We start from the raw sequence: 21,069 nt of genomic DNA, 5'->3' as shown, positions 1-21,069 counted from the left end.
CTACCTAAACATTCGGTAGCCATTGAATGTATTACTCTACACAGTTCCAGCCTGTGGTATCAATCGAGTTAATCCAATCGGCAATTAACTGAACACCTTCATCATGAACAACGTGTCTGCCTAGTTCTGGCATCATATTTCCGTTGTCGACATTGATGCGGTAGTGCAACACAGAGTTTTCTGGATCACCCGGTACAATCACATACGGAGATGGACCTTTGTGGAAGGTGATACCACGAGCGCAAATACCCATTTCACTGATCCCTTCACGCCAGTATTCAAACTTGAACGGGTTGCTCGCCGCTTTACCTTCGGTGCGATGGCAGTGCGCACAGTTCACATCAAGGTACGCTTTGGCGTAATCCAGTAGCTCAGTATCCGTTAGATTACTTGCTCCCGCTTCGGTATCAAAGACAGGGGTCTTAGGTAAGTTCTCTGGTGTATCTGGTAAAGCTTCTGTAAATAGCCCCAGCGTTTCCCAATGCACAAGCTGGTTCACTGGCGATCCATCAGAGACATCCTGAACACTGTTTAGGTTGCGAGCTTTAGGACCAATAGGAGAGAAACCTTTTGGCTGTGTGTTACCAGTAGGATCGGAGACATCAGATTCTACTTTGTGACACAAGGTACACTCATTTCGGCTTGGTACTTCATAAGTGAAGCTCAGTGTCTCGCCGTTATGTTCTACGCTACGCTCAAAGGGTACCGATACGGCAGTCAGGTAAGCGTCGGTTTTGTCTTCGTTCCATACGTAAGGTAGGGCAATCCAACCGTTGTCACGACGAATCAATAGGCGAGTTTCAATGAGCTCTTCATTTTCGCCACGGGCATTCTCAGTGCTCGAAGGCAGCGCAAAGGTTTTAATCAATACGGTACCTACTGGGAAGTCGAATACCTCTTGCTCACGATAGCTTGCAGAGACTTCGTTTGGCATCACAACAAAGCGGTATTTGCGTGCGTAGTCAGTAAAGAGTTCAACGTTCATCTCATACAAAGTACCTTTCGCAGATGCTGCTAAGTTAAGGTTTTGTGTTGGATCTTTGGCATCTTCAAACAGATTGTATTGCGACAAGCTCACACAGTTTTCACCGTATGTCGCGCTTTCACGAGTAATCGCATCCCAGTTAATACCCGCCACGTCGTCTAGGCTACAGCTTGTGTTGCCAACGATACCGTTTGGTGTATCTGGGTTATCAGGATCCGTCGCTCCGTCTTCGGTTTGATTGTGACCATAAACCACGCCATTAATCGTGACGGTATTGATGTCTAATGGCGTCTTAGAATCACAACCTGCGGTAAGTAGCGTTGTTTGCTCGTTCTCATATAAGAAATCTGCGTTGGCTGGGTTTTCCGCATAACGACCAATCGCGGTTGGGTCCATGTTATCAACCAATACACCAACACTTGCGCCATTGTTTACTAAACAGTTGCTATCTGCATCGGTAAACTCGGTCAGGTAATTCCAGTTGGTTGTTCCTGTCATACCGTTGAGTGCGTCACGCAATGGTGCAAACATTTGTGAACGGATTAGTGACTCACCCGCGCCATCATAAAACAGAGCAGGGAAGGCTTGATGATTTAACGTGTACGCTAAAATCATATCTTCAATCAGAGAACCATTTGGATTGGCGCCCGTGTTGGTTATGGTGTTGTCGTGGAAATACATGTTGGTCGGAACAGGGTTCCAGCCCTGCATAACGGCATTGCCCTCAGATGTCCCATTGAGTGGGCTGTAAGCGTTGGGATCGCCATTCACCAGTAAGTAACTCGTCATCGCAAGTGCCATCGAGTCGTGGTTAGTAATCGTGTTGTTGAAGAACTCGCTATTACGTCCGGACAGAATAACGACACCAGTACCAGGAGGAACGATGCCCACCACGCCACAGCCACCTAGTCCATTTTGACAGGTAGTATCAACATAATTCTCTAAGTTGTTGTCACGAATGACGTTATCAAAGATGCGTACATCATCAATTAAGCGACCAATAGTGGTAGCGCCCGGTAGGTCAAATAGCAGCACACCGCCCGTGTTTCCAAGCGCTAAGTTGTTGTAGACATCCACGTTCGAACTGTTTTCTATCTCGATACCGGCGATGTTTTTTTCCGCTACGTTGTCACGAATAACCGCACCGATGGTTTGACCCACATAGATACCCGCATCGGCACTGCCGTAACTCCATGTATCTTCAATCAAGACGTTTTGAGATTTTACTGGATAGATGCCGTAAGTGCCGCGTAGGTTGCCATCTTCGTCACGTGCACGAGGCACTTCGAGCCAAACCGCTGCGACATCACGAATAATGATGCCTTCAACCCCGTCGGCTTTAAGACCGTTCTTAGAGGCTTCCGCAATTTGGAGATCGGATACGGTGATGTTCGAACCACCACTGATGGCAATACCATCTTTGCCATCCACGCCACTGAAGTCGAGGTAGGTTTGGTCGATACCAGCACCACGTAACACGAGGTTATTCTTCGAATCGACCGTCAATTGATTGTTCATTTTGAAACAACCAGCGGGCAGTGTTACCACGCTGTTGTCTTCGGCAAGTTCGACCAGGTTTTCAATCGCGGTGACTTGTTCCGCGCTCGCCCATTCCTGACCATTGCCACATAATTCTGGTGTACCGTATTCAGATAATTCATAACCGCTAGAGGTTTGCGGTTCGTCATAATCGTCACTGTTACAACCCATCAAAAGACTGGAACTGATGAGTGCAGCGACAACCGTTTTGTTTATTCCGTGCATGATTTGCTTCCCTGTAATTAGTGTTATTGACTCAGTCAGGAATAATTAGAAAGAGTGGTTGTATTGGATTCCGTATATGTAGGCGTCCCCTTCGGAGCGATAAGCGATATCCACGCCTGGTAGAGCGTGCGGCTCAAGCGGTTCAGTGAACGTGACTTCTTCGGCATCAATAAAGGTGAATCCAAAGTCGATTCGGCTGTTTTGATTGAAGGCGTAGGTGGCACCAAAGCTGTAATTGATTCGGTCGGAATCTGGCAAGCTGATGCTCTTGTCGTTCACGTTAGGCGTTTCGTCGTAAGCAATACCGGCGCGCAGAGTGAAGGAAGGGTTGAGTTGGTAAGTTGCCCCAAGCGCATATTTGAAGGCATTTTCGAAGTTCTCATCCTTTTGTAGAACTTCTTGCCCATCGACGGTGGCGCGGATTTCTTCAAACACATCCCAACCCGTCATCATTACACTGTAGTGAATAGCCAGTGGGTCAGTGATCTGATGGAAACCAGAGAGCTCAGTAATGCTCGGCAGGTTTAGGGTTAGATCACCCGTCACGGTTTGACCCGGTATCGAAATCGCACTTGGAATATCTGAGTAGTAGTCGCCTTCGAAATCCACATCCACTTTAGAGCGATAACTTAATCCAAAACGGTGCTTCTCGTTGATCTCCCAAAGTGCGCCGAGGTTAAAACCGTAACCCCAGCCATCACCATCGAGTGATTTCGCCACGTCGGTACGAGCAAAATTTGCGCCCGTATCAGCATTAATCGCATCGGCAAGAATACCCAACGTACGTGTGAGCTTGGCTTTACCATAAACAATGCTAGCGCCAGCACCAACACTGAACTCTTCGTTGATTCGGTAGGCGATGGTAGGGTTAAAATTAATCGTTTCTAAACTGGTTTCCCCACCAATCGGTCCGGCTAAATAGTCATCAGGGTATTCGGTTGCCAAACCAAAGTCAGTGAAGATACCAAGCCCCCATGACCACGAGTCATTGATTGGGGCTGCGATATAAAAAGATGGCACAACCACATTGTCGACGACGTCATTGTTGGTTAGCTGATTATTGAAGGATTCTGAAGGTCCGTTACCGGTTACGCGAACCTCTGGCATGATGTAAGTAGCACCTACGGACAATTGATAAGAATCGAACATCGTAATGGCTGCAGGGTTATGTGCGACTACTGATGCACCGTCTGCTATGGCGGCTTCGCCTGCATTAGCGCGCCCTAGGCCAGCGGCTGAATGTTCGGATAATTGAAATCCAGCGGCGTATAACTTAGGGGAGCTGAGCGCTATACCTATTGCAAGCGCGAGTTTTGCATTCCTTGTCTTCATATCACTCTGAAACTCCATGTGTTTTTAGGATGCGTTTTAAATAAAAGTGCCTGATAACCTATACAGGGGATGAGTAGGTTATTTGCTAAACACTCAGCTCAAGCATAAAAACAATTAACATAGTTGTAACATTGAATTTCAGGATTTGTTATTACCATCTCATATAACTAATGGTTTGTAGTTTTGGGTGTAAATATCTGTAAATGTTATAGTTAAGCTCGATTTATACATCGTGGATGTTTCACGAAATAGCCCTATGGTGTTTGATGTCCACTCAAAAAGTACGGCTTAAGTGTTATAGAATATCGAGTGGTAATTAGTGTGTTTTGGTACGGTTGTTTTAAACGGATGTTTAATTGGTATTTGAGGCTTAGTGCTCTAATCGGTGAGAATCATGCAATTTATCACTGGATCGAATGCTAAACTTTATGAGTAATTAGAGCTTTTACTTAAGGAATGGGAAGTCATATGGAGCTGTATTTCTTAGGAACGTCCTCTGGGGTTCCAACTAAATCCCGTAATGTTTCTGCGACTGCTTTGCTGGAGAGCAAGGGGAAAGGGTGGTTTCTAGTTGACTGCGGAGAGGCGACTCAGCACCAATTGCTATACACTCCATTATCACTTAATTATTTACGAGTTATTTGTATTACCCATATTCATGGCGACCATTGCTATGGCTTACCGGGCTTGCTCGCCAGTGCAGGCATGAATAACCGCAAAGATCCTCTGACGATCATTGCGCCAGAAGGGATTAAACAGTGGTTTGAAGCGACTCAAACGTTCACCAAACTCTATCTGCCATTTGAACTTCACTTCATTGAAGTCGAGCAGTTTGATTCGATTGAAATTGGTCAGTTTACGATTACCGCGACTGGACTTTCACATCGCGTTCCTAGCTTTGCTTACTGTTTTGAAGAATCAACTATTCGTATGTATCCAGACATCGAAAAACTTGAGCAATCGAACATTCCGAGGGGACCTATCTGGGGAGAACTTGTCCGTGGCAATGATGTGGAGTACCAAGGTCAAACCTTAATGAGTAAGGCATTTACCAAGCTTGCACATCCACCGAGAAAAGCGATCATTTGTGGTGATAACGACACACCGGAGAAGCTCGATAGTCTAATTGAAGGCGCACATCTGTTGGTACACGAATCAACGTACTCAGAAGCGATGAAAGAGCGAGCGGGAGAAGTTGGTCACGCTTATTCTTCTCAAGTCGCCAGTTATGCGCAGACAAAACAAATTCCGAGCTTGATTCTCACTCACTTTAGTCCTCGCTATCAATTCAGCCCTGAAGCGGAAGTGTCGATTGAGCAGATTCGGCAAGAAGCTCAAACTGCTTACTCTGGTCATCTCTTTCTTGCTCACGATCTCGCGCATTATCGAATTGACAGAGCGGGTTTGGTTGAGGAGGTTAAAGACGCTAAAGATAAGAACGAATAAAGGCTCTTGTCGCGAAAGCAATTCAAAATGAAATCGTCACAACAAGAGCCAACTTGTTCTAGGCACTGCATTCATTGCAGCTTAAGACTAATGAAATACCTGACTACTAAAACGTAGAAAACGACTTTCTCCCATCAGTTCACGGAACGCTTCTTTATCCAGCTTAATCAAGGTTTCGTGATCGCCTGCTTCCAAATACACATGCTCTAAATTGGCGAGCATTTCATCGCAAATGGTTGCCATGTGATAAGCGCTACCCACCGGAGGTATCGCGCCGTTATCGCAATCGGTAAACAAACGATAGACTTCTCTTTCTTTGATTAGATGGAAAGAGGCGTTGAGCTCGTCATTCAATCGAGACAAGCTGATTTTATTATTCGCAGGCAAGACAGCCATCATATGACGACCTTGGTGATCTTCCAAAATCACGCCTTTTGCCAAGTTATTGAGAGGGATACCCGCTGCAACACCGCTTTGCAGCGAACTATTACTATGACTGTGATTCACGGTTTGAAAGTGAATATGGTGCTCAGTCAAATAGTGGTCGAGCCGGGTTGACATGGTCATGTTAGCCTCCTGAGTGTTGAGACCCACATAAAGTATAGGTAAATCTCTATTCCCCTGACGCTTTACTTGAGCTGTTCTACGCTTAACGAAAGCCAACCACAGAGTATGGCATTGAAAAAGGGAAGCAAAATGAGCAAACCAGTAATAGCGGATAACAAACCGATCAAAGTTGAGCTTGTGCAAGGGCAAGAATATTACTTTTGTCGATGCGGGCGATCTAAGAACCAACCTTATTGTGATGGCTCCCACGCCGGAACCGATTTTAAACCCATGAGCTTTGTCGCTGAAAAGGATGAAGATGCGTACCTGTGTCAGTGTAAGCACACCGCAAATGCGCCTTTCTGCGATGGGACGCATAAGCAGTTTACCTCTGAGCAAGTAGGGCAAGAAGGTCCGGGTATCCAAGCCGGACATAACGAGATCCCAATTGCGGTCGCGACACAAGAAGAACCTACGGTTGAGTTTATTCACCAACTGGCAAGAGAAGGGCTATCAAAGTTAGGGCACCATGGACCGATGACGGCGATGGGTGTGCCGAGAGACCAATTGCCACATTGGGATGACATTCAAATGATGGTCGCACAAATGGCAACCAAACCTCTGATGGAAGATGTGGCAGTCAAAACCGAATTGGTGATTGGTCCAAAAGCGAAGAAGCCGTTAGTGCTAAAAATTCCATTGTTTGTCTCTGACATGAGCTTTGGCGCGTTATCAGAAGAAGCCAAAATCTCACTCGCGAAAGGTGCGGAGTTAGCCGGAACCGGAATCTGCTCCGGAGAAGGTGGCATGTTGCCAGAAGAACAAGCGGCGAACTCGCGTTATTTCTATGAACTGGCGAGTGCGCAATTTGGTTACGACGAATCTAAGTTGCTCAATGTTCAAGCCTTCCACTTTAAAGGTGGGCAGGGAGCAAAAACAGGGACTGGTGGTCATCTACCAGCCAATAAAAATGTGGGCAAAATATCGCAAGTGCGTGGCATTCCAGAAGGGCAATCTGCGATTTCACCACCGACGTTTAAAGATCTGCATACCGCAGAAGATTTCAAAAAGTTTGCAGATCGGGTACGGGAAGTGACAGGTGGTATCCCGATAGGCTTCAAGCTCAGTGCAAACCATATCGAAGAAGATATTCAATTCGCACTCGATGCCAGTGCGGATTACATCATTTTGGATGGTCGTGGAGGAGGTACGGGCGCAGCGCCTGCTATGTTCCGTGATCACATCAGCGTGCCAACTATTCCCGCTCTCGCTAGAGCAAGACGCTACCTGGATGCACAAGGTATGAGTGACCGTGTCACGTTAATTGTCACGGGTGGACTGCGTGTTCCAATGGACTTTGTAAAAGCGATGGCGCTCGGTGCAGATGGCGTTGCGATTTCTAACAGTGCGATGCAGTCGATAGGTTGTGTAGCCGCGAGAATGTGCAATACCAACAATTGTCCAGCAGGCATTGCAACGCAAAAAGCCGATTTAAGACAGCGGTTGAATGTGGATAAAGCCTCGGTTCAATTGAAGAACTTCTTTGAAGCCTCGGTTGAGTTGATGCAAGTGATGGCAAGGGCGTGTGGCCACGATGATCTCAGCAAGTTTAATCAACACGACCTCGCCACTTGGAATCGCGATATGGCGTTGCTTTCTGGGGTGAAATACGCAGGCGTAGACAAGCCTTAACGTTTCTCTTGCTCTGATTCGTGCCTGTTTTACTGTAGCTGCAATTTGTGCGATTGATAATTGAGCTCATATGGACCATAATATTAAGACCATTTGGTCTATAGGAGCTCAGTATGGCAACGGCAACATTAAAAAGCTTTAAACCGAAGCTGCCTCATAAGGCAAACTTTTGGTTTATGCTGGGCATTGAAGATGCCGAAACCGGTCGTACCGATGCGGTTCATAAAGGCTTTGAGCCAAAGGTATACCGTAATATCGTCGAGCGTGTGAAGCTTTCTCAAAGCGAATTCCAACACGTTACATTGATCCCGGTGAGCACCATCAAACGTCGACTCAAAAACGAAGAGCGCTTCAACACGCAAGAGAGTGATGCCATCTATCGTTTAGCGATGCTACTTAAGCTAGCAACAGAATTGTTTGATGATGAAGAATGCGCACTAGGTTGGATGCGGGAAAATGTTTACGGTTTGGGTGGCAAGCGCCCATTAGACATGGTTTCTACCACGGTTGATTTTGAAATCGTCAAAGATTTGATTGGAAGACTAGAGCACGGGGTATTCTCGTAATATGAAGCTCTATCGACTGACTCAAAAGAAGTTCTCTGAGTCTCCATTTAGCCCAATCGGTGCCAAGCTGTACGGCGGGCGATGGAACTCTAAAGGAACCGAAGCACTGTATTTTTCTCAATCCGAATCTCTTTGCTCGTTAGAAGTTTTCGTTCATGTAAACAATGATCCGGCGATCACCAAGCTTTACGATTTGTATCGTATCGAGATGCCGGAATACTTAATTGCCGCACTGGATGAAGAAGATCTGCCGGTCACTTGGCGCTCCATTCCTGCTAGTGAATCCACACAATACATTGGCGACCAGTTTCTCAACGATCCGCATCCTGAGTTTGCTGCACTGCAAGTGCCTTCGACAATTTCTCCTCGTGACAATAACTACGTCGTCAATCCAAACCATCCCAAGATGAAAGACATCCTGAAGAAAGCAGAGAAGCTTGATTTTGCTTTCGACCCACGAATCTTCAAATAAAAAAGCTCAGCGTTTGGATTAGCGCTGAGCTTCCTTTTGTCATTGCGTTAATGCTGAGCAGTCAGCTGTTGATTGTCACTCAACTCCTTCTGATAGCTATTCAATACAATTTCTGCGCCTTTGTAAGAGAGGTGGCTTGCATCGGTGTACATGGCATTGTTGTTGCCCACTTTCATTGCGCATTTGCCCTGTTGGCAGATGTAGTTAGTAAGGTCGACAAACTCCACATGTTCAAATTGTTCAAAGTACGCTGCCAGCGTTGCTACATGATGCGGGTGTGACTGCTTCGGTGCAAAGTCACATTCATTGCCGGTGTTATCACCAAACAATTGCGCTTTCCATAAGCATTCGCCAATAGCATGCGGTGCAGAAGGTGTCGGGCCAAAGACAACGATTTCTCTGTCTTCTACCTCGTTCAATAGGTGGGTGAGCGACGCTTGATAGTCCTGCTTAGAGAGCTCTTTATTGAAGTTAGATGAAATCACCACACGTCGAATTGAAGGCGTATTCCGAATGGTTTCGACTGCATCGGTGAAGAAGCTTCGACAAGATAGATTACTGACTCCTGCAATCATGTCGACATAACCGACTGCACAAGAATCTTGCGTAAGCTGGACAACTCCCGTTGGCGTGTCATTCGAGAGTTGCTGAACAAAGACCATGCTGTGGCTGTTACCCAATACTGCGACAGTAGGCTCTGAAGATGAAGAACAAGTGTCGTTGATGGTTGTATTACCATTACATGCAATGCCGTAGCCATTGTTTACGCGCATCGCTTCGAAAAACGCACTACGGTCGGGAAAGCCTCCATTTTTATGACCGACGACACCAAAAGCAAGCAACGGCAGGGTGATTAACACAAGTGAAGCAGCAAGTGTGCTCATGCCGATTTTCTTGCGGCTACGGAAAGGTTTTTCAACAAAGCGCCAAGTTAAGTAAGAAAAGGCAAATAGGGCGACAAGATAAAACGCGAGGCTGAACTCTTGTCCGGCAGTAAGTACGTAGCGATAAAAAACCAGCAATGGTATGTGCCACAAATAAAGGCTATAGCTAATCAACCCAACAAAAACCACTGATTTGAGGCTTAGAGCTTTACCCAGCGTGTTGTCTTTGGATGAGAACAAGATAATAAGTGCGGTGCCAATCACAGGGATTAACAGTATGAGCCCAGCGCCATCTTTTGATTTATCAAGCAACAAAGCAGAGGCGAGAACTAGCGTTAAACCAATCATAGCTAAGGTGTTGTTGGGTTTGATGACGGTTTTGCGCATCACTAGGGCAATCAGAGAGCCCGCCGCCAGTTCCCACGCACGAGAGAAAATCATGTAAAAGGCGAAATCAGGATCACCACTGGCGTACCAAATAGTCATCAGGCTTAGTGCAAACACCGCAATGAAGAAGGTGAGGTAAGACATGAGCTTGCCACGTGCCAGCAGCATAAGCAAAAGAGGGATGACAATGTAGTATTGTTCTTCTACGCCTAAGCTCCAAGTATGAAAGAGCGGATTGGCTTGTTCTTCCAGCCCAAAATAATTATGCCCTTTGAGGTAAAGCAAAACATTAGAAGCGGACAGAATGGAAGACACAGAAAACTCGCCCACTTCTTTGTGTGCATGTGGAAGGAACAACCACCAAGAGAGTAGGTAACACACTGCAATAACCAACAGCAGTAAGGGCAGAATCCTACGAATTCGGCGCTCATAGAAATCAGCAAGGCTGAATTGGTTCTTATCCAAATCGTTTATCACAATTGTGGTAATTAAATATCCACTGATCACGAAAAACACATCTACGCCAATAAAGCCACCAGCAAACGCTTCGATGTCTGCGTGGAAGAAGATCACCAATATGACGGCAATCGCTCTTAATCCATCTATTTCTGCTCGGTAAGTCATCATCATCTCTCCCTAATCAACAAACTCACTAACGCAAAATGCGCACCAAGAATTAGGGCCATAAAATCAGTGAGTTAAAAACCATTTTGAAGATGAGAAGAGTTTTGCAGGTTGACTTCTTATATTGATTTTCATTTTGAAAATTTAAAACTCGGCGGTTTCTAGCAAAATGACGTGCTACGGATGTAAATCAAAGAACGGTTGAACGGAAGTTTTTATACTGCAAGCTAAGTGAACAAACTCAGAAACGAGGCTATGAGCCAAAACGATATTCAAGCCAAGATTGTCAGCTTTACTTGTATCGAAGAAGCTTTGGATTATTTCGATATTGGTTTTGACAGCCGCTTTATTGATAAACACAGAGTGGAGTTAGTAAAGCGCTTCAATGGCTATTTGATTCTGACTAAGCCTGAAGATTGGTTTGCGGCTCGCCGTGCATTAAAGAACGCATACTGCAAAGTGCAGCGAAGTTTGTTGGATAAAACCACACGCTCGGCTTGTCGTGGTTGCACTTCTTGTCAGCGTCGTTAGAACCCATTTCAATACCCAAGCCATAATGTCAGACAACTCTGGGCGCTAAAAAAGAAACCCCGCAGATGCATTCAAACTCATCTGCGGGGTTTTTGTCTATTCAACTTGCCTATTCAAATAAGTCGGCTGAACTAGGCAAGCTCAACGGTTTAGTTTGCTTGGTAAGTCGGGTAATCCAACAGACCTTTTTCGTTACCACCAAACAGCGTCGCAGGATCGTGAGCCGCTAACGGGTAATCGTTCTTGATACGGTTCGGTAAGTCAGGGTTCGCGATGAACGGACGACCAAAGCCAACCATATCTGCCAAGCCACTTTCTAGAGCTTCAGCCGCTTTCTCTGTGTTGTAGCGACCAGCATAAATGATGGTGCCTTTGTAAGCTTCACGAACGGCTGTTTTGAACTCAGCAGGCGTATCTGGTGCGTCATCCCAGTCTACTTCTGCAATGTGCATGTAAACAACGTTTAGCTTATCAAGCAGTGCCGCAGCAGCTGTGTAAGTTTCTACTGGTGTTTTATCTACAGTACCGTTTAGTGACGTAAACGGAGCAAGACGAACACCAACGCGATCAGCTCCAATCGCTTGAGTCATCGCTTCAACCACTTCACCCAAGAAGCGTAGACGGTTTTCAACTGAACCACCGTATTCATCTGTACGGTTGTTTGCTTCAGAATCGATAAACTGGTTTACAAGGTAGCCGTTTGCTGCGTGCAGCTCGATGCCATCAAAGCCCGCTTCAATCGCATTCAATGCCGCTTGACGGTACTCTTCGATAACCACTTTGATGTCTTCTTTTGTCATCTCACGCGGTTCTACCACGTCAACGAAACCAGGCTCATCTGTGCCGTTATCAATAAATACTTTCACGTTTTCTGCTTTTATTGCAGAAGAAGAAATTGGTTGCTCACCACCGATGTTGTCAGGGTGAGTTACACGGCCTACGTGCCAAAGCTGAGCGAAGATCGCGCCGCCTTTTGCGTGTACTGCGTCAGTGACTTTTTTCCAGCCTGCGATTTGTTCTTGGCTGTAAATACCCGGTGTCCAAGCGTAACCTTGACCCATAGGTGAAATCTGTGTGCCTTCTGCAACAATCAAACCAGCAGATGCGCGTTGTGCGTAGTACTCAGCCATCATGTCGTTTGCGACGTTGCCAGGTTGGCTTGCACGAGAGCGAGTCATTGGTGGCATAACGATACGGTTCTGAAGCGCTAGAGAACCAAGTTGTACAGGTTGAAACAATGTATCTTTCATGACTAACCTCGTTATTTGCTTGTTTGAATCAATTCGATTTGGTAACCGTCAGGGTCTTTAATGAATGCGATATGAGTTTCACCGCCTTTCATTGGACCTGGTTCACGAGTGACATTGCCACCAAGTGCTTTGATTTTGTCGCATGCAGCGTAAATATCTTCACAACCTAACGCCATGTGACCGAACGCATTACCTAGGTCATAGCTATCTGTGTCCCAGTTGTAAGTCAGTTCAATCGTTGCGCTGCCTGGTTGGTCTGCGTTACCGACAAACACAAGAGTGTAGCGGTATTCTGTGTTTTCGAAGCGATCAAGCTCGCTCATACCAAGAACTTTGGTGTAAAACTCGATGGACTTATCCAGGTCAGCCACGCGGATCATAGTGTGAAGAAATTTCATATTTAACCTTCTTATCTCGGCTTGTGAGGCGATGTCGGAGTGACAAAGGCATTTCAACAAGCAACGTTGTTGAAGCTAAAGATAAAGGTATTACACGCAAACATGAAATTATCATTGATTATTGTTTGTATAATATTCTGTTATCAAAATCGTAGGGTATTTGATCATTTTGGTGGCTCATTAATCGAAGTAAAAGCGCGAGGCACTTTAACCTTTTATTTTTAATATAAATTACTTACAGTGATTGATTATTGTATTGAATGCATACTAATAAAAACAAAAGGACAGCGGATGAATGAATCAGTGTATCGTGCAATGTCTTGGCTGAAAGGAATTCTGGATAAGCAAGATATTCGTTACCAGATTGTCGGAGGTTTCGCCGCCCACCTTCATGGTGGTTCTCGGCCTATTGCTGACATTGACCTCTATATTGAAAAAGAGGAGGTACATGCGCTTCTACCGTTCTTTCAACCTTTTGTAAGTAAACCGCTCAAACACTACTGTGAAGAAGGGTGGGACTTAGAATACCTTCAGCTGATTTATGAAAACCAGAAAATTGAAATCGGATTAACTCCGGGGACGAAGATTTTCAACACCTCAAACCAACAATGGGTATCGCTTGATATTAATTTGGCCGAATCTGTACAGCGCGATTTTCATGGGCTAACTTTGCCGGTAATCAACACGATCTCTCTCGTTAAGTACAAACGAATCCTCAATCGAGAAGTCGATCAAATCGATATCAAAGAGCTAGAAGAAATCCAACAAGCGGATAGTGCTCAATCAATGACTCAAACCAGAATTTAGAGAAATACAAGGCAACAAACTATGAAGAAAAGTAAGTTTCTATTGGCATTAATACTCGGCAGTTTGGCTGTAATACCGAGTGTATCAATGGCGAATGACCAAGTATTGAAGCAAGCTTATCAGTCGCAGCAAAGTGATGTACAAGTTCGAGGTTCAGGTGTAGTCATTCGTGTGTTACGAGATGACAACGTTGGCTCGAGACATCAAAAATTCATCCTTAAGTTAGAATCCCGCCAAACGCTTTTGGTTGCTCACAATATTGACTTGGCTCCAAGAGTTGCGAATCTGAACGTTGGCGACCGTATTGAATTTAATGGTGAATATGAGTGGAATTCAAAAGGTGGTGTTTTGCACTGGACGCACCACGATCCACAAGGACGCCATGAAGGTGGTTGGTTGAAACATAACGGTCGAACGTACCAATGAATATTGTTCCAGAGCTAGATTTAAGCCCAGCCGAGCATCTAGCCATCAAGCATTTGCGAAATACCGCATTTCCTGAGCATCGGTCAGACCAATCTTATTACAAGCAGTTACCTCATTATCGTGCTCTTGAGTTTCAAGATACAAAGCTGATTGGTTATATGGGGCTAGACTATCGCGTGATGAACGCCAACCAAAGTTTTTGGGGATCATCGATTTATGCGTTGATACTGATTTCCAAGGGAAAGGTGTCGCTTCAACAATGCTTACTCGTGTTACAGAGTATGCCTAAGACAAAGACGTTGATTTCATCATTCTTGTGGCTGACGATCCTTCGCTTTATCTAAAAAACGGATTTCAGTGTTTTGAGGCAGAGGCGACCTGGTTGAGAGTGCACGAACACAAAAATTATGGCGTCGCAGAAGAAAGGCTTAAAGACCTTTATGTGAAGCCGTTACGTGGTCAAATAGTGATAAAGGGTGCACTCGATTGGTTGGGGTATATGTACTAACCATCATCGAAAATATCAAATTAGACATGATTAAGGAAAGGATGCCATGAATGTCTCTCTGAGAGAGGTTACGAAACAAAACTATGAATTCGTCTGCGACTTAGACGTAACGAAACCACAAGAAGAATTTGTAGCATGCAACATGTGGTCGCTGGTGGAGTCTTTCTACAACGAAGGCCATGTGGTTCGTGCAATCTATCTAGACGAGGAAGCCGTTGGTTTTTTCATGTGGGTTCATGAAGGAAGAGATAAAGTTTCTATTTGGCGTTTTATGGTCGATGCCAAACACCAAAACAAAGGAATAGGGCGAGTTGCATTAAAACTGGCAATAGAAGAGATCAAACAAGCGCCCAATATCAAACAAATAGAGATCTGTTACAACCCGACTAATCCAGTCGCCAAGCCTTTCTACAGTCAGTTTGGTTTTGAAGAAGTTGGTCTGGATGAAGATGGTGAAGATATGTTGGCAATCATCGAACTCTAACGCAGATACCATGAAAAAGGGGTCAGCACAGCTAACCCCTCTGATTCAGAATTTGAAAAACCGTAATGGTCGCGTCTAGCTCCCTCTATCGGTCTTTCATTTTACGTTTGTTACAGCAAGCAATAATTCGAGCTCTTCAGGTGTCAGTAAGTCTTTGTTTTTCAGGACTTCACTTTCTTCTAAAGAAAGCCGCGTCTGGCTTATTAAGTATTTTTTTTGAGTTGGCGTCAGATCCTTAAGCGAATCTATCAACTCTTTAAAATTTGTGTTGTTCATAGCCTAGCATTTCCAATTAACGTAATATTTTTTATTGTTTTGTCACTAATCCATGTTGGATAAGTAATCAGTTATCTGTTGGTTTATCGTAACCAACTCTTTATTAACTATAGCCAGATCCCCGCTATCTGGTGCGATATTATCTCTTGTGTGCTCCTCTATATTGTTAAGTGCTGATACTGCTGACTCCTCTCCAAAGCTTGAAAGGATGCCTTTTAGACTGTGTGACAGTAGGAACAACTCAGGCCAATTTTGGTCTTGGTTAAGCTGATTAATACGGTCCAATCCATCTTCGTAGTCTTCCATATAGGTTGAGAAAACAGCAAAGATAATATCGACATCGTTGTCCATATAAGTATTGAGTACTTCGAAATTGATCATTGCTCATCTCCACTGTGTGGCTTGTAGGTTAAAAGGGGTTGGCAACTGGGACGAGTAAGAACCGGATAGGTAATCTTTGAGCCAGTTAGACCAATTGGGTGGTAAAGGACGCTGAGAAAGAAACTCAATGCTCTCGTCCAATATAATATCTGTGGCATCAATGCTGTTATCAGAGAGTTTTTTGAGACGCATTTCAGTTGAGAACGGGTATCTATCTCTCAAGCGCTTGTCGTTGTTGTCTCCTTGAGCGCTTTGTTTCATCGGCACTCCAGACTTTGCTGCAAGTAGTGCCAGTAAGCTCTGTTTAATTGCGAATTCACCGAAGAAATCCATCAATGGAATCGCTTGTTTCAGCAAGGGCAACGGGGTTTTATTTGGTGTTGCATAGTAATAGCTGAGAGACTTCATCAGCTTTCTGTGCGCGTATTCTGGTCGCGCTTCAAGCAACAACAACTTGCATTGCATCATTTGCTTGAAGGCCGCTAAATCGACTTGCTGATTTCGGTTCAGTTGTTTCTCCGCCAGTAAGCAAAATTCATTCAGTTTTATAAGCACTTTTTTCTTCTCGTTGGCGCTCGAAAGCGTCTTGAAGTGCTCACTGATCAAATCAACATACGAATTCATTGCAGATAACCAGAGCGTATCAGTTGAAGAAACGTTCGAAGCATATAGATACCCAACCTCGTATAGCCTTTCTATCTGTCCAAGCTTAGACACTATTCGAGAAACAGTGACCATACGTACGCTACTGCTTGGTGTAAGCTCAAACGCTCGGTTTGCCAGAATGGACGCATTATTGTGCTGGCCAAGTGTTTCGTATAAGCCAACGAGATTATCAATTGCTCTCAAGCAAAGAGGGTTATGCGTGACATAATTTGCTAGTACGTCCACCGCTTCCCTGATCTTTCCTTGTTTATGGAGTAAAAAGGCTTCGGCGCAGATACGACTTGCGTGTTCTTTGTCATTGCAGAAGGGAAGAAAGTTCTCAAGCACATCAAACTGCTGAGTTTCGACCAAGGTATCGATAAGCAGTGATTCTACACAAACGCTCGTCGCATACTTTTTATGCAGGCGTGCTACTTCAGCGAGAGTGAGAGCACTACATTTACCCAGTGATTGACGTACTTCCGCAAGGTTATGCTGCTCTTGTAATGCAGCAAGCATCTTGTTCTTCAACGCTTTGGTTTGAAGTGGTTTGGTAAGAAGGTGTCTTACTCGGCCAGAGAGGGCAGTTAGTACCGTTTCCTGCGTTGCATCACCAGATATCATAAGAACCGCAGTGGTGTCAGAGATTAACTTGGCTCGGCTCATCAAATTGATCAAATCAAGCCCGGTCAATTTAGTCGACAAGTGATAATCCATTACAATAAATGAGTAAAAGCGTGTTTTCACCGCGTTCAATGCTTCTTGCGCGCTATTCACACAAGTGATGTTCGCCAATTTTGCCCCGAGCGAAACCAGTTGATGCTTGATCAACGTCGCTGATGTGGAGCAGTCGTCAATGACTAAAATGCTGATGTTATCGACTTCGATCTTCCCTGCGGTCAAACTTCTACCTATTTATACGGATTAGCACACTCTAAAATAAAGTTAGTCATCAGTTTGCATAAAGGCAAGTGGTTTTTGCGACAAAGAAGGGGCGATATGCCCCTCATCAACTTTTGTAGTCATTAACTCTGTTCTGCGTCACTTTCTAACCGTTTTAATAGCTCGTTCGCCTTTTTCATTGCACGCCTTGCACTCTTGGATTTTCGTTTATTCAGCAAGATATCGGAAAACTGAAGGTATTTATCAGCAGTTTGGAACCTAAGGTCGTTAATGTCTTGAAAACCTGGCGGAAAGTTCTCGGCAAACGCGTCAATGTCTTTTACTAACTTATCTAGATTTACTGTCGTGCGAGCCTGTTTTAGGCGATAGTGCAGCCCTTCAAACTCTTCTTGATAGAGAAGGCGGGCGGCATCCGAGGGGAAAGCAAGTGGGGTAGTGCTGTCTTTGGCTGTCTCGTACAACTTCATCTCCAACACGGCATCTTTCATCGCATTGCTGAAAGCCAAGTTTTCTTGATGTTCTTCAGATTCGGAAAAGAACGTATTTCCAACCTTAATCAAGGTAACTAAAGCGGCAGCATCTCTCAGTTGAAGCGCGTCATTCAAATGCTGTCCAAATACTTCACTTGCTAGAGAGCTAGGTGTGAAAGGGTAGTCTTGGTGGATCTCTTGCAGCTCTTTCTTGAGATCATAGATCGATTTCTCACCTTCAACCTGAGCATAAACGGATTTTTCTAAGTGGCTGTTTATCTGACGTGCAATAGAAAGAAGCGTTGAATGTTTACTTGATTGAATATCCAATGCCAACACTTCAATTTTGTGTGAGTCAGGGTAGTAAACCTTTGCCTGTTGCAAGATGGATTCAATTTGGTCGTAATTTGGGTAAGTGGTGACATCGGAATTCAGTACATCATCAATTTTCGACTCAAACTCGCCCAAGAGGTGAGGCTTATACAGGCGTAGGAAACCCGCCTCAATCACAGGATGTAGCCCTTGTTTGTCATCTATTAACGCTTTTGTGTCTTCTGGTAATGTATTGAGCAACTGTTCGGCCAACTCGATCGTTTGCTCTTTCTCTGCCAGTGCTAGGTTTAGTTTGGAGATCGTACCTTGTTGCTGTTGATAGAACATGCCAAGTGCCGCCAATAAAGCGACACTAGCAGCAATACCAGAGTACAAAGGCCAACGGTTTCTATTGAGTCGCGCTTTTATGTCAACACAATTTAAGCCTTGAGGTACGGTCCCTGTAGCAAAAGCATTAGCGAATAGACTCCACTTTGAGAAGGGTAAATTAGTTGGCTTCCTCACTTTAATACCTTTCTTCAACGCTTCGTCGACAGGGGTACGGCCATAAGGATGCTTGCAGCTTAAAAGTTCAAAAGTGATACAGAAGAAGGCAAAAAGGTCGTCACTGAATTTAGGCTCTTTACCCGACAAAATGTCTAGTGACGCATAATTTGGTGTATAGCCAAGTGTGTCTGTATCTTGGGACTTCCGCTTAGCGGCGTATTGGTCATGTTTTAATTGCTGAGTTTTTGATACACCAAAATCTAACAGTTTCACTTTTCCTTCAGACGTGAGGATGACGTTGGCAGGTTTTAAATCTGCATGAACGACGCCGAGTGAATGCGCATACGACAACGCGTCCAGCGTTTGATTAAGAATCGATAGGGCAGCGTTGTATCTTAACCCGTCCGGTCGAGAGCGTTGAATTAGCCCTTCCAAAGTTTCACCATCAACGTACTCCATAACAAGGAAATAAATGTCGCCATCAACACCAAAGTCGTAAACGCGGATAATATTCGGGTGGCTTAACTTCTGAGTTTGTTGTGCTTCACGAATCAGCATGCGTGCGGTCTCAAGCTGCGAGGCATACTCATTCTGGAGAACTTTAAGCGCGACATATGGAGTATCGGAACCGGACGATTCGAGGATCTTGTCTTTCGCTAAAAAGACGTCACACAAACCACCATGACCAATTAAAGACTCGATTTCATACCTGTTTTTGATTGTCTCACCGAGTAAAGAATCAGGACGCTTTTTATGAGCGCTGTTCTCGAAGTTAGAGTGAGGGTTACCCACTGGTGGAATAGTGTTTTGATTATGAGACACTTTTGTATTTGTCTCATTATTATTTTGGGCTGAGCCTTCATTATTTATATTACCCATCTTGTCGTTTGTATTTTCTCTTTTTTGAGTCTTTACAATTTTTGTTTTATCACCATTCGAATCTTTATTTATAGAATTGTTTTTACTTTGGTCGTCCATCACGAGGCTCCATATAAAATGATGGTGTGAATATATAATTCATCAACTAATGAAAAATAGTTAAATGTTGATTTCTCGGTAAAGCTAACATCGGATTTTTGACGAATGAAAAATTTAGCGTCAAAAATTTGAACCTCGTTGTATATTTTGTCCTGGGTAATAATCCTCGATTGCTTTGCTGAAAATTTAATTCATTATTCCGTTCGTGAAATCTAATTATTATTTGATTAGGCATTATTAACTTTAGTGTTAATAAGATATCGCCTAACTATTAAGAACTAAATTTATATATTAAGCAGTTCCTTTGGCGAGGTTTACATGACGTTGGTTTTAACCATTACGAGCTTTCATAAGTTCACACCAGAGATAGACAACGAATTCGTTTTTGACGCGATAGGCGAGCATGAAAAAGTCAGTTTTGGTCGCTCAGAACAGTGCGATTGGACGTTGCCAGATCCTGAAAGAGTCATTTCAGGTAAGCATGGAGAGTTGATCAAGTTTGGTGACAAATACTTGATTAAAGACCTCTCCACTAATGGCACTTTTGTAAACAACGCAGTCAGCCCTGTTGGTCAAGGAAATGAATTAGCACTGAATCATGGTGATGTAGTGACCCTCGGCGATTATCAAATTCAAGTCAACCTTGAAGAGCGTCGCATTGACAATTCTTTAAATGAGGCTAATAAAATCAATGAAGTAGGTGAGAAAGTTGCTCTTGAAAACTTGGCTCACGACAACTTTGGTTTGAATGCCTCAGATCTATTAAAAGAGAGCGTTTCTTCCGAGTTTCAACTAGATATCGGCTTCATGGATGACTTTTTAGATGCACCTACATCTCACTCTCAAGATGACCGAGAAGAAGAAAAGCTGCCTTCCCATACTCCAATCTCACATGAGTTCGATGAGAAAAACGTACAGGCTTTTATTAGAGGTTTGGGTATCAACCCAAATATGGTCCCGGATGAAGGCAGTGAGCAATGGTTTGAGCAGTTAGGTCAATCGTTTTCCCTGATGCTATTAGGCTTAATGGAAACATTACACAATCGTGCCGAGTTTAAACAAAATAATCGTTTGAATCATACGGCATTTAGAAAATCTGAAAATAACCCGTTAAAGTTCTCTGCTAATTTAGAAGACGCAATTCATAATTTATATAATCGCCAGTCGGCAAGTTTTATGCGAGCTGATATTGCGATAAAAGAGGCATTCTTTGATATTGAAAATCATGAGCGTGCCTTAATGAAAGGTGTCGAGGGTACTGTATCAAGTGTTATGTCATTAGTAGAGCCAGCAACGATTTATTCTGATGCGATGTCCAATGATAGTGTCTTAAATAAGTTAATTCCGGCGAGAAAATATGCATGCAGTTGGAAAAAATTTGAAGGTATTCACCATCAATTGACAGATGAAGTTATAAATAAAGAATCGCCATTTTATTTAGAAGATTTTGCAAAGCATTATGAAAGCGCGCTAAAAACTAAAATTTAAGGGATGA

Annotated in this window: 19 protein-coding genes and 1 pseudogene; 10 read left to right on the top strand and 10 right to left on the bottom strand. The window is 44.1% G+C overall.

What is annotated here, in order from left to right; all coding sequences use genetic code 11:
- Nucleotides 1-31 precede the first annotated feature (31 nt).
- Entirely contained in the window at nt 32-2,749 is a 2,718-nt protein-coding gene (locus KIT90_RS23000) for an SO2930 family diheme c-type cytochrome (RefSeq protein WP_285378914.1), read from the bottom strand.
- A gap of 45 nt (nt 2,750-2,794) precedes the next feature.
- Complete coding sequence (locus KIT90_RS22995) at nt 2,795-4,081, bottom strand: outer membrane protein transport protein (protein WP_285378913.1); 1,287 nt, start codon at nt 4,079-4,081, stop codon at nt 2,795-2,797.
- A 468-nt stretch (nt 4,082-4,549) separates the two neighbouring features.
- Between KIT90_RS22995 and KIT90_RS22990 the strand changes: the two genes are divergently transcribed.
- A complete protein-coding gene (locus tag KIT90_RS22990) occupies nt 4,550-5,527 on the top strand; it encodes a ribonuclease Z (RefSeq protein ID WP_285378911.1) in 978 nt (325 codons plus the stop codon).
- Nucleotides 5,528-5,614: 87 nt separating this feature from the next.
- Here KIT90_RS22990 and KIT90_RS22985 read toward each other — a convergent pair whose 3' ends face one another.
- Entirely contained in the window at nt 5,615-6,094 is a 480-nt protein-coding gene (locus KIT90_RS22985) for an aminoacyl-tRNA deacylase (protein ID WP_009699021.1), read from the bottom strand.
- Between the two features lie 129 nt (nt 6,095-6,223).
- Between KIT90_RS22985 and KIT90_RS22980 the strand changes: the two genes are divergently transcribed.
- From KIT90_RS22980 to KIT90_RS22970, 3 genes are all read left to right on the top strand, one after another.
- Nucleotides 6,224-7,765: a glutamate synthase-related protein gene (locus KIT90_RS22980; RefSeq protein WP_285378909.1), complete on the top strand. Its 1,542-nt coding sequence runs from the start codon at nt 6,224-6,226 to the stop codon at nt 7,763-7,765.
- A gap of 113 nt (nt 7,766-7,878) precedes the next feature.
- Nucleotides 7,879-8,331 (top strand): antitoxin Xre/MbcA/ParS toxin-binding domain-containing protein, encoded by a 453-nt coding sequence (locus tag KIT90_RS22975; RefSeq protein WP_045414853.1) that lies wholly within the window; start codon nt 7,879-7,881, stop codon nt 8,329-8,331.
- A 1-nt stretch (nt 8,332) separates the two neighbouring features.
- On the top strand, nt 8,333-8,803 hold the full coding sequence (locus tag KIT90_RS22970) for an RES family NAD+ phosphorylase (protein ID WP_005447071.1): 471 nt from the start codon (nt 8,333-8,335) through the stop codon (nt 8,801-8,803).
- 47 nt (nt 8,804-8,850) lie between these two features.
- Here KIT90_RS22970 and KIT90_RS22965 read toward each other — a convergent pair whose 3' ends face one another.
- Nucleotides 8,851-10,698: an acyltransferase family protein gene (locus KIT90_RS22965; RefSeq protein WP_285378983.1), complete on the bottom strand. Its 1,848-nt coding sequence runs from the start codon at nt 10,696-10,698 to the stop codon at nt 8,851-8,853.
- Nucleotides 10,699-10,953: 255 nt separating this feature from the next.
- Here KIT90_RS22965 and KIT90_RS22960 point away from each other — a divergent pair, with 255 nt between their 5' ends.
- Nucleotides 10,954-11,229 carry a nitrogenase-stabilizing/protective protein NifW gene (locus tag KIT90_RS22960; RefSeq protein ID WP_285378907.1) on the top strand — a complete coding sequence of 92 codons (276 nt, stop codon included), beginning with the start codon at nt 10,954-10,956 and terminating at the stop codon, nt 11,227-11,229.
- 149 nt (nt 11,230-11,378) lie between these two features.
- Here KIT90_RS22960 and KIT90_RS22955 read toward each other — a convergent pair whose 3' ends face one another.
- A complete protein-coding gene (locus tag KIT90_RS22955) occupies nt 11,379-12,479 on the bottom strand; it encodes an alkene reductase (RefSeq protein WP_285378905.1) in 1,101 nt (366 codons plus the stop codon).
- Nucleotides 12,480-12,490: 11 nt separating this feature from the next.
- Nucleotides 12,491-12,877 (bottom strand): lactoylglutathione lyase, encoded by a 387-nt coding sequence (gene gloA / locus KIT90_RS22950; RefSeq protein ID WP_010452114.1) that lies wholly within the window; start codon nt 12,875-12,877, stop codon nt 12,491-12,493.
- Between the two features lie 291 nt (nt 12,878-13,168).
- Here gloA and KIT90_RS22945 point away from each other — a divergent pair, with 291 nt between their 5' ends.
- From KIT90_RS22945 to KIT90_RS22930, 4 genes and pseudogenes are all read left to right on the top strand, one after another.
- A complete protein-coding gene (locus KIT90_RS22945; protein WP_285378903.1) occupies nt 13,169-13,684 on the top strand; it encodes a MazG-related protein in 516 nt (171 codons plus the stop codon).
- A gap of 87 nt (nt 13,685-13,771) precedes the next feature.
- A complete protein-coding gene (locus KIT90_RS22940; RefSeq protein WP_020196297.1) occupies nt 13,772-14,110 on the top strand; it encodes a DUF3465 domain-containing protein in 339 nt (112 codons plus the stop codon).
- Nucleotides 14,107-14,618, top strand: a pseudogene (locus KIT90_RS22935) (GNAT family N-acetyltransferase). The gene KIT90_RS22940 and the pseudogene KIT90_RS22935 overlap by 4 nt, the downstream one beginning before the upstream one ends.
- 46 nt (nt 14,619-14,664) lie before the next feature.
- On the top strand, nt 14,665-15,102 hold the full coding sequence (locus KIT90_RS22930; RefSeq protein WP_285378901.1) for an N-acetyltransferase: 438 nt from the start codon (nt 14,665-14,667) through the stop codon (nt 15,100-15,102).
- A gap of 96 nt (nt 15,103-15,198) precedes the next feature.
- Here KIT90_RS22930 and KIT90_RS22925 read toward each other — a convergent pair whose 3' ends face one another.
- The 4 genes from KIT90_RS22925 to KIT90_RS22910 all read right to left on the bottom strand — a co-directional run bounded on the left by KIT90_RS22925 (nt 15,199) and on the right by KIT90_RS22910 (nt 19,574).
- A complete protein-coding gene (locus tag KIT90_RS22925; protein WP_285378899.1) occupies nt 15,199-15,378 on the bottom strand; it encodes a hypothetical protein in 180 nt (59 codons plus the stop codon).
- Between the two features lie 45 nt (nt 15,379-15,423).
- Nucleotides 15,424-15,759, bottom strand: coding sequence for an Hpt domain-containing protein (locus KIT90_RS22920; protein WP_009705291.1), 336 nt, complete (start codon nt 15,757-15,759; stop codon nt 15,424-15,426).
- A 3-nt stretch (nt 15,760-15,762) separates the two neighbouring features.
- Nucleotides 15,763-17,307: a response regulator gene (locus KIT90_RS22915; protein ID WP_285378896.1), complete on the bottom strand. Its 1,545-nt coding sequence runs from the start codon at nt 17,305-17,307 to the stop codon at nt 15,763-15,765.
- Between the two features lie 122 nt (nt 17,308-17,429).
- Nucleotides 17,430-19,574: a serine/threonine-protein kinase gene (locus tag KIT90_RS22910; RefSeq protein ID WP_285378894.1), complete on the bottom strand. Its 2,145-nt coding sequence runs from the start codon at nt 19,572-19,574 to the stop codon at nt 17,430-17,432.
- A gap of 318 nt (nt 19,575-19,892) precedes the next feature.
- Here KIT90_RS22910 and tagH point away from each other — a divergent pair, with 318 nt between their 5' ends.
- Complete coding sequence (gene tagH / locus KIT90_RS22905) at nt 19,893-21,062, top strand: type VI secretion system-associated FHA domain protein TagH (protein ID WP_285378893.1); 1,170 nt, start codon at nt 19,893-19,895, stop codon at nt 21,060-21,062.
- The last annotated feature ends 7 nt before the right edge of the window (nt 21,063-21,069 follow it).

Source organism: Vibrio sp. B172a (assembly GCF_030248355.1).
Classification (GTDB): Bacteria; Pseudomonadota; Gammaproteobacteria; order Enterobacterales; family Vibrionaceae; genus Vibrio; species Vibrio owensii.
This window is presented reverse-complemented; position numbering and strand designations above follow the sequence as displayed.

Coding starts and splice junctions, on each gene's coding strand:
- KIT90_RS23000 (WP_285378914.1), bottom strand. CDS start 2,749: ATGCACGGAATAAACAAAACGGTTGTCGCTGCACTCATCAGTTCCAGT.
- KIT90_RS22995 (WP_285378913.1), bottom strand. CDS start 4,081: ATGAAGACAAGGAATGCAAAACTCGCGCTTGCAATAGGTATAGCGCTC.
- KIT90_RS22990 (WP_285378911.1), top strand. CDS start 4,550: ATGGAGCTGTATTTCTTAGGAACGTCCTCTGGGGTTCCAACTAAATCC.
- KIT90_RS22985 (WP_009699021.1), bottom strand. CDS start 6,094: ATGACCATGTCAACCCGGCTCGACCACTATTTGACTGAGCACCATATT.
- KIT90_RS22980 (WP_285378909.1), top strand. CDS start 6,224: ATGAGCAAACCAGTAATAGCGGATAACAAACCGATCAAAGTTGAGCTT.
- KIT90_RS22975 (WP_045414853.1), top strand. CDS start 7,879: ATGGCAACGGCAACATTAAAAAGCTTTAAACCGAAGCTGCCTCATAAG.
- KIT90_RS22970 (WP_005447071.1), top strand. CDS start 8,333: ATGAAGCTCTATCGACTGACTCAAAAGAAGTTCTCTGAGTCTCCATTT.
- KIT90_RS22965 (WP_285378983.1), bottom strand. CDS start 10,698: ATGACTTACCGAGCAGAAATAGATGGATTAAGAGCGATTGCCGTCATA.
- KIT90_RS22960 (WP_285378907.1), top strand. CDS start 10,954: ATGAGCCAAAACGATATTCAAGCCAAGATTGTCAGCTTTACTTGTATC.
- KIT90_RS22955 (WP_285378905.1), bottom strand. CDS start 12,479: ATGAAAGATACATTGTTTCAACCTGTACAACTTGGTTCTCTAGCGCTT.
- gloA (WP_010452114.1), bottom strand. CDS start 12,877: ATGAAATTTCTTCACACTATGATCCGCGTGGCTGACCTGGATAAGTCC.
- KIT90_RS22945 (WP_285378903.1), top strand. CDS start 13,169: ATGAATGAATCAGTGTATCGTGCAATGTCTTGGCTGAAAGGAATTCTG.
- KIT90_RS22940 (WP_020196297.1), top strand. CDS start 13,772: ATGGCGAATGACCAAGTATTGAAGCAAGCTTATCAGTCGCAGCAAAGT.
- KIT90_RS22930 (WP_285378901.1), top strand. CDS start 14,665: ATGAATGTCTCTCTGAGAGAGGTTACGAAACAAAACTATGAATTCGTC.
- KIT90_RS22925 (WP_285378899.1), bottom strand. CDS start 15,378: ATGAACAACACAAATTTTAAAGAGTTGATAGATTCGCTTAAGGATCTG.
- KIT90_RS22920 (WP_009705291.1), bottom strand. CDS start 15,759: ATGATCAATTTCGAAGTACTCAATACTTATATGGACAACGATGTCGAT.
- KIT90_RS22910 (WP_285378894.1), bottom strand. CDS start 19,574: ATGGACGACCAAAGTAAAAACAATTCTATAAATAAAGATTCGAATGGT.
- tagH (WP_285378893.1), top strand. CDS start 19,893: ATGACGTTGGTTTTAACCATTACGAGCTTTCATAAGTTCACACCAGAG.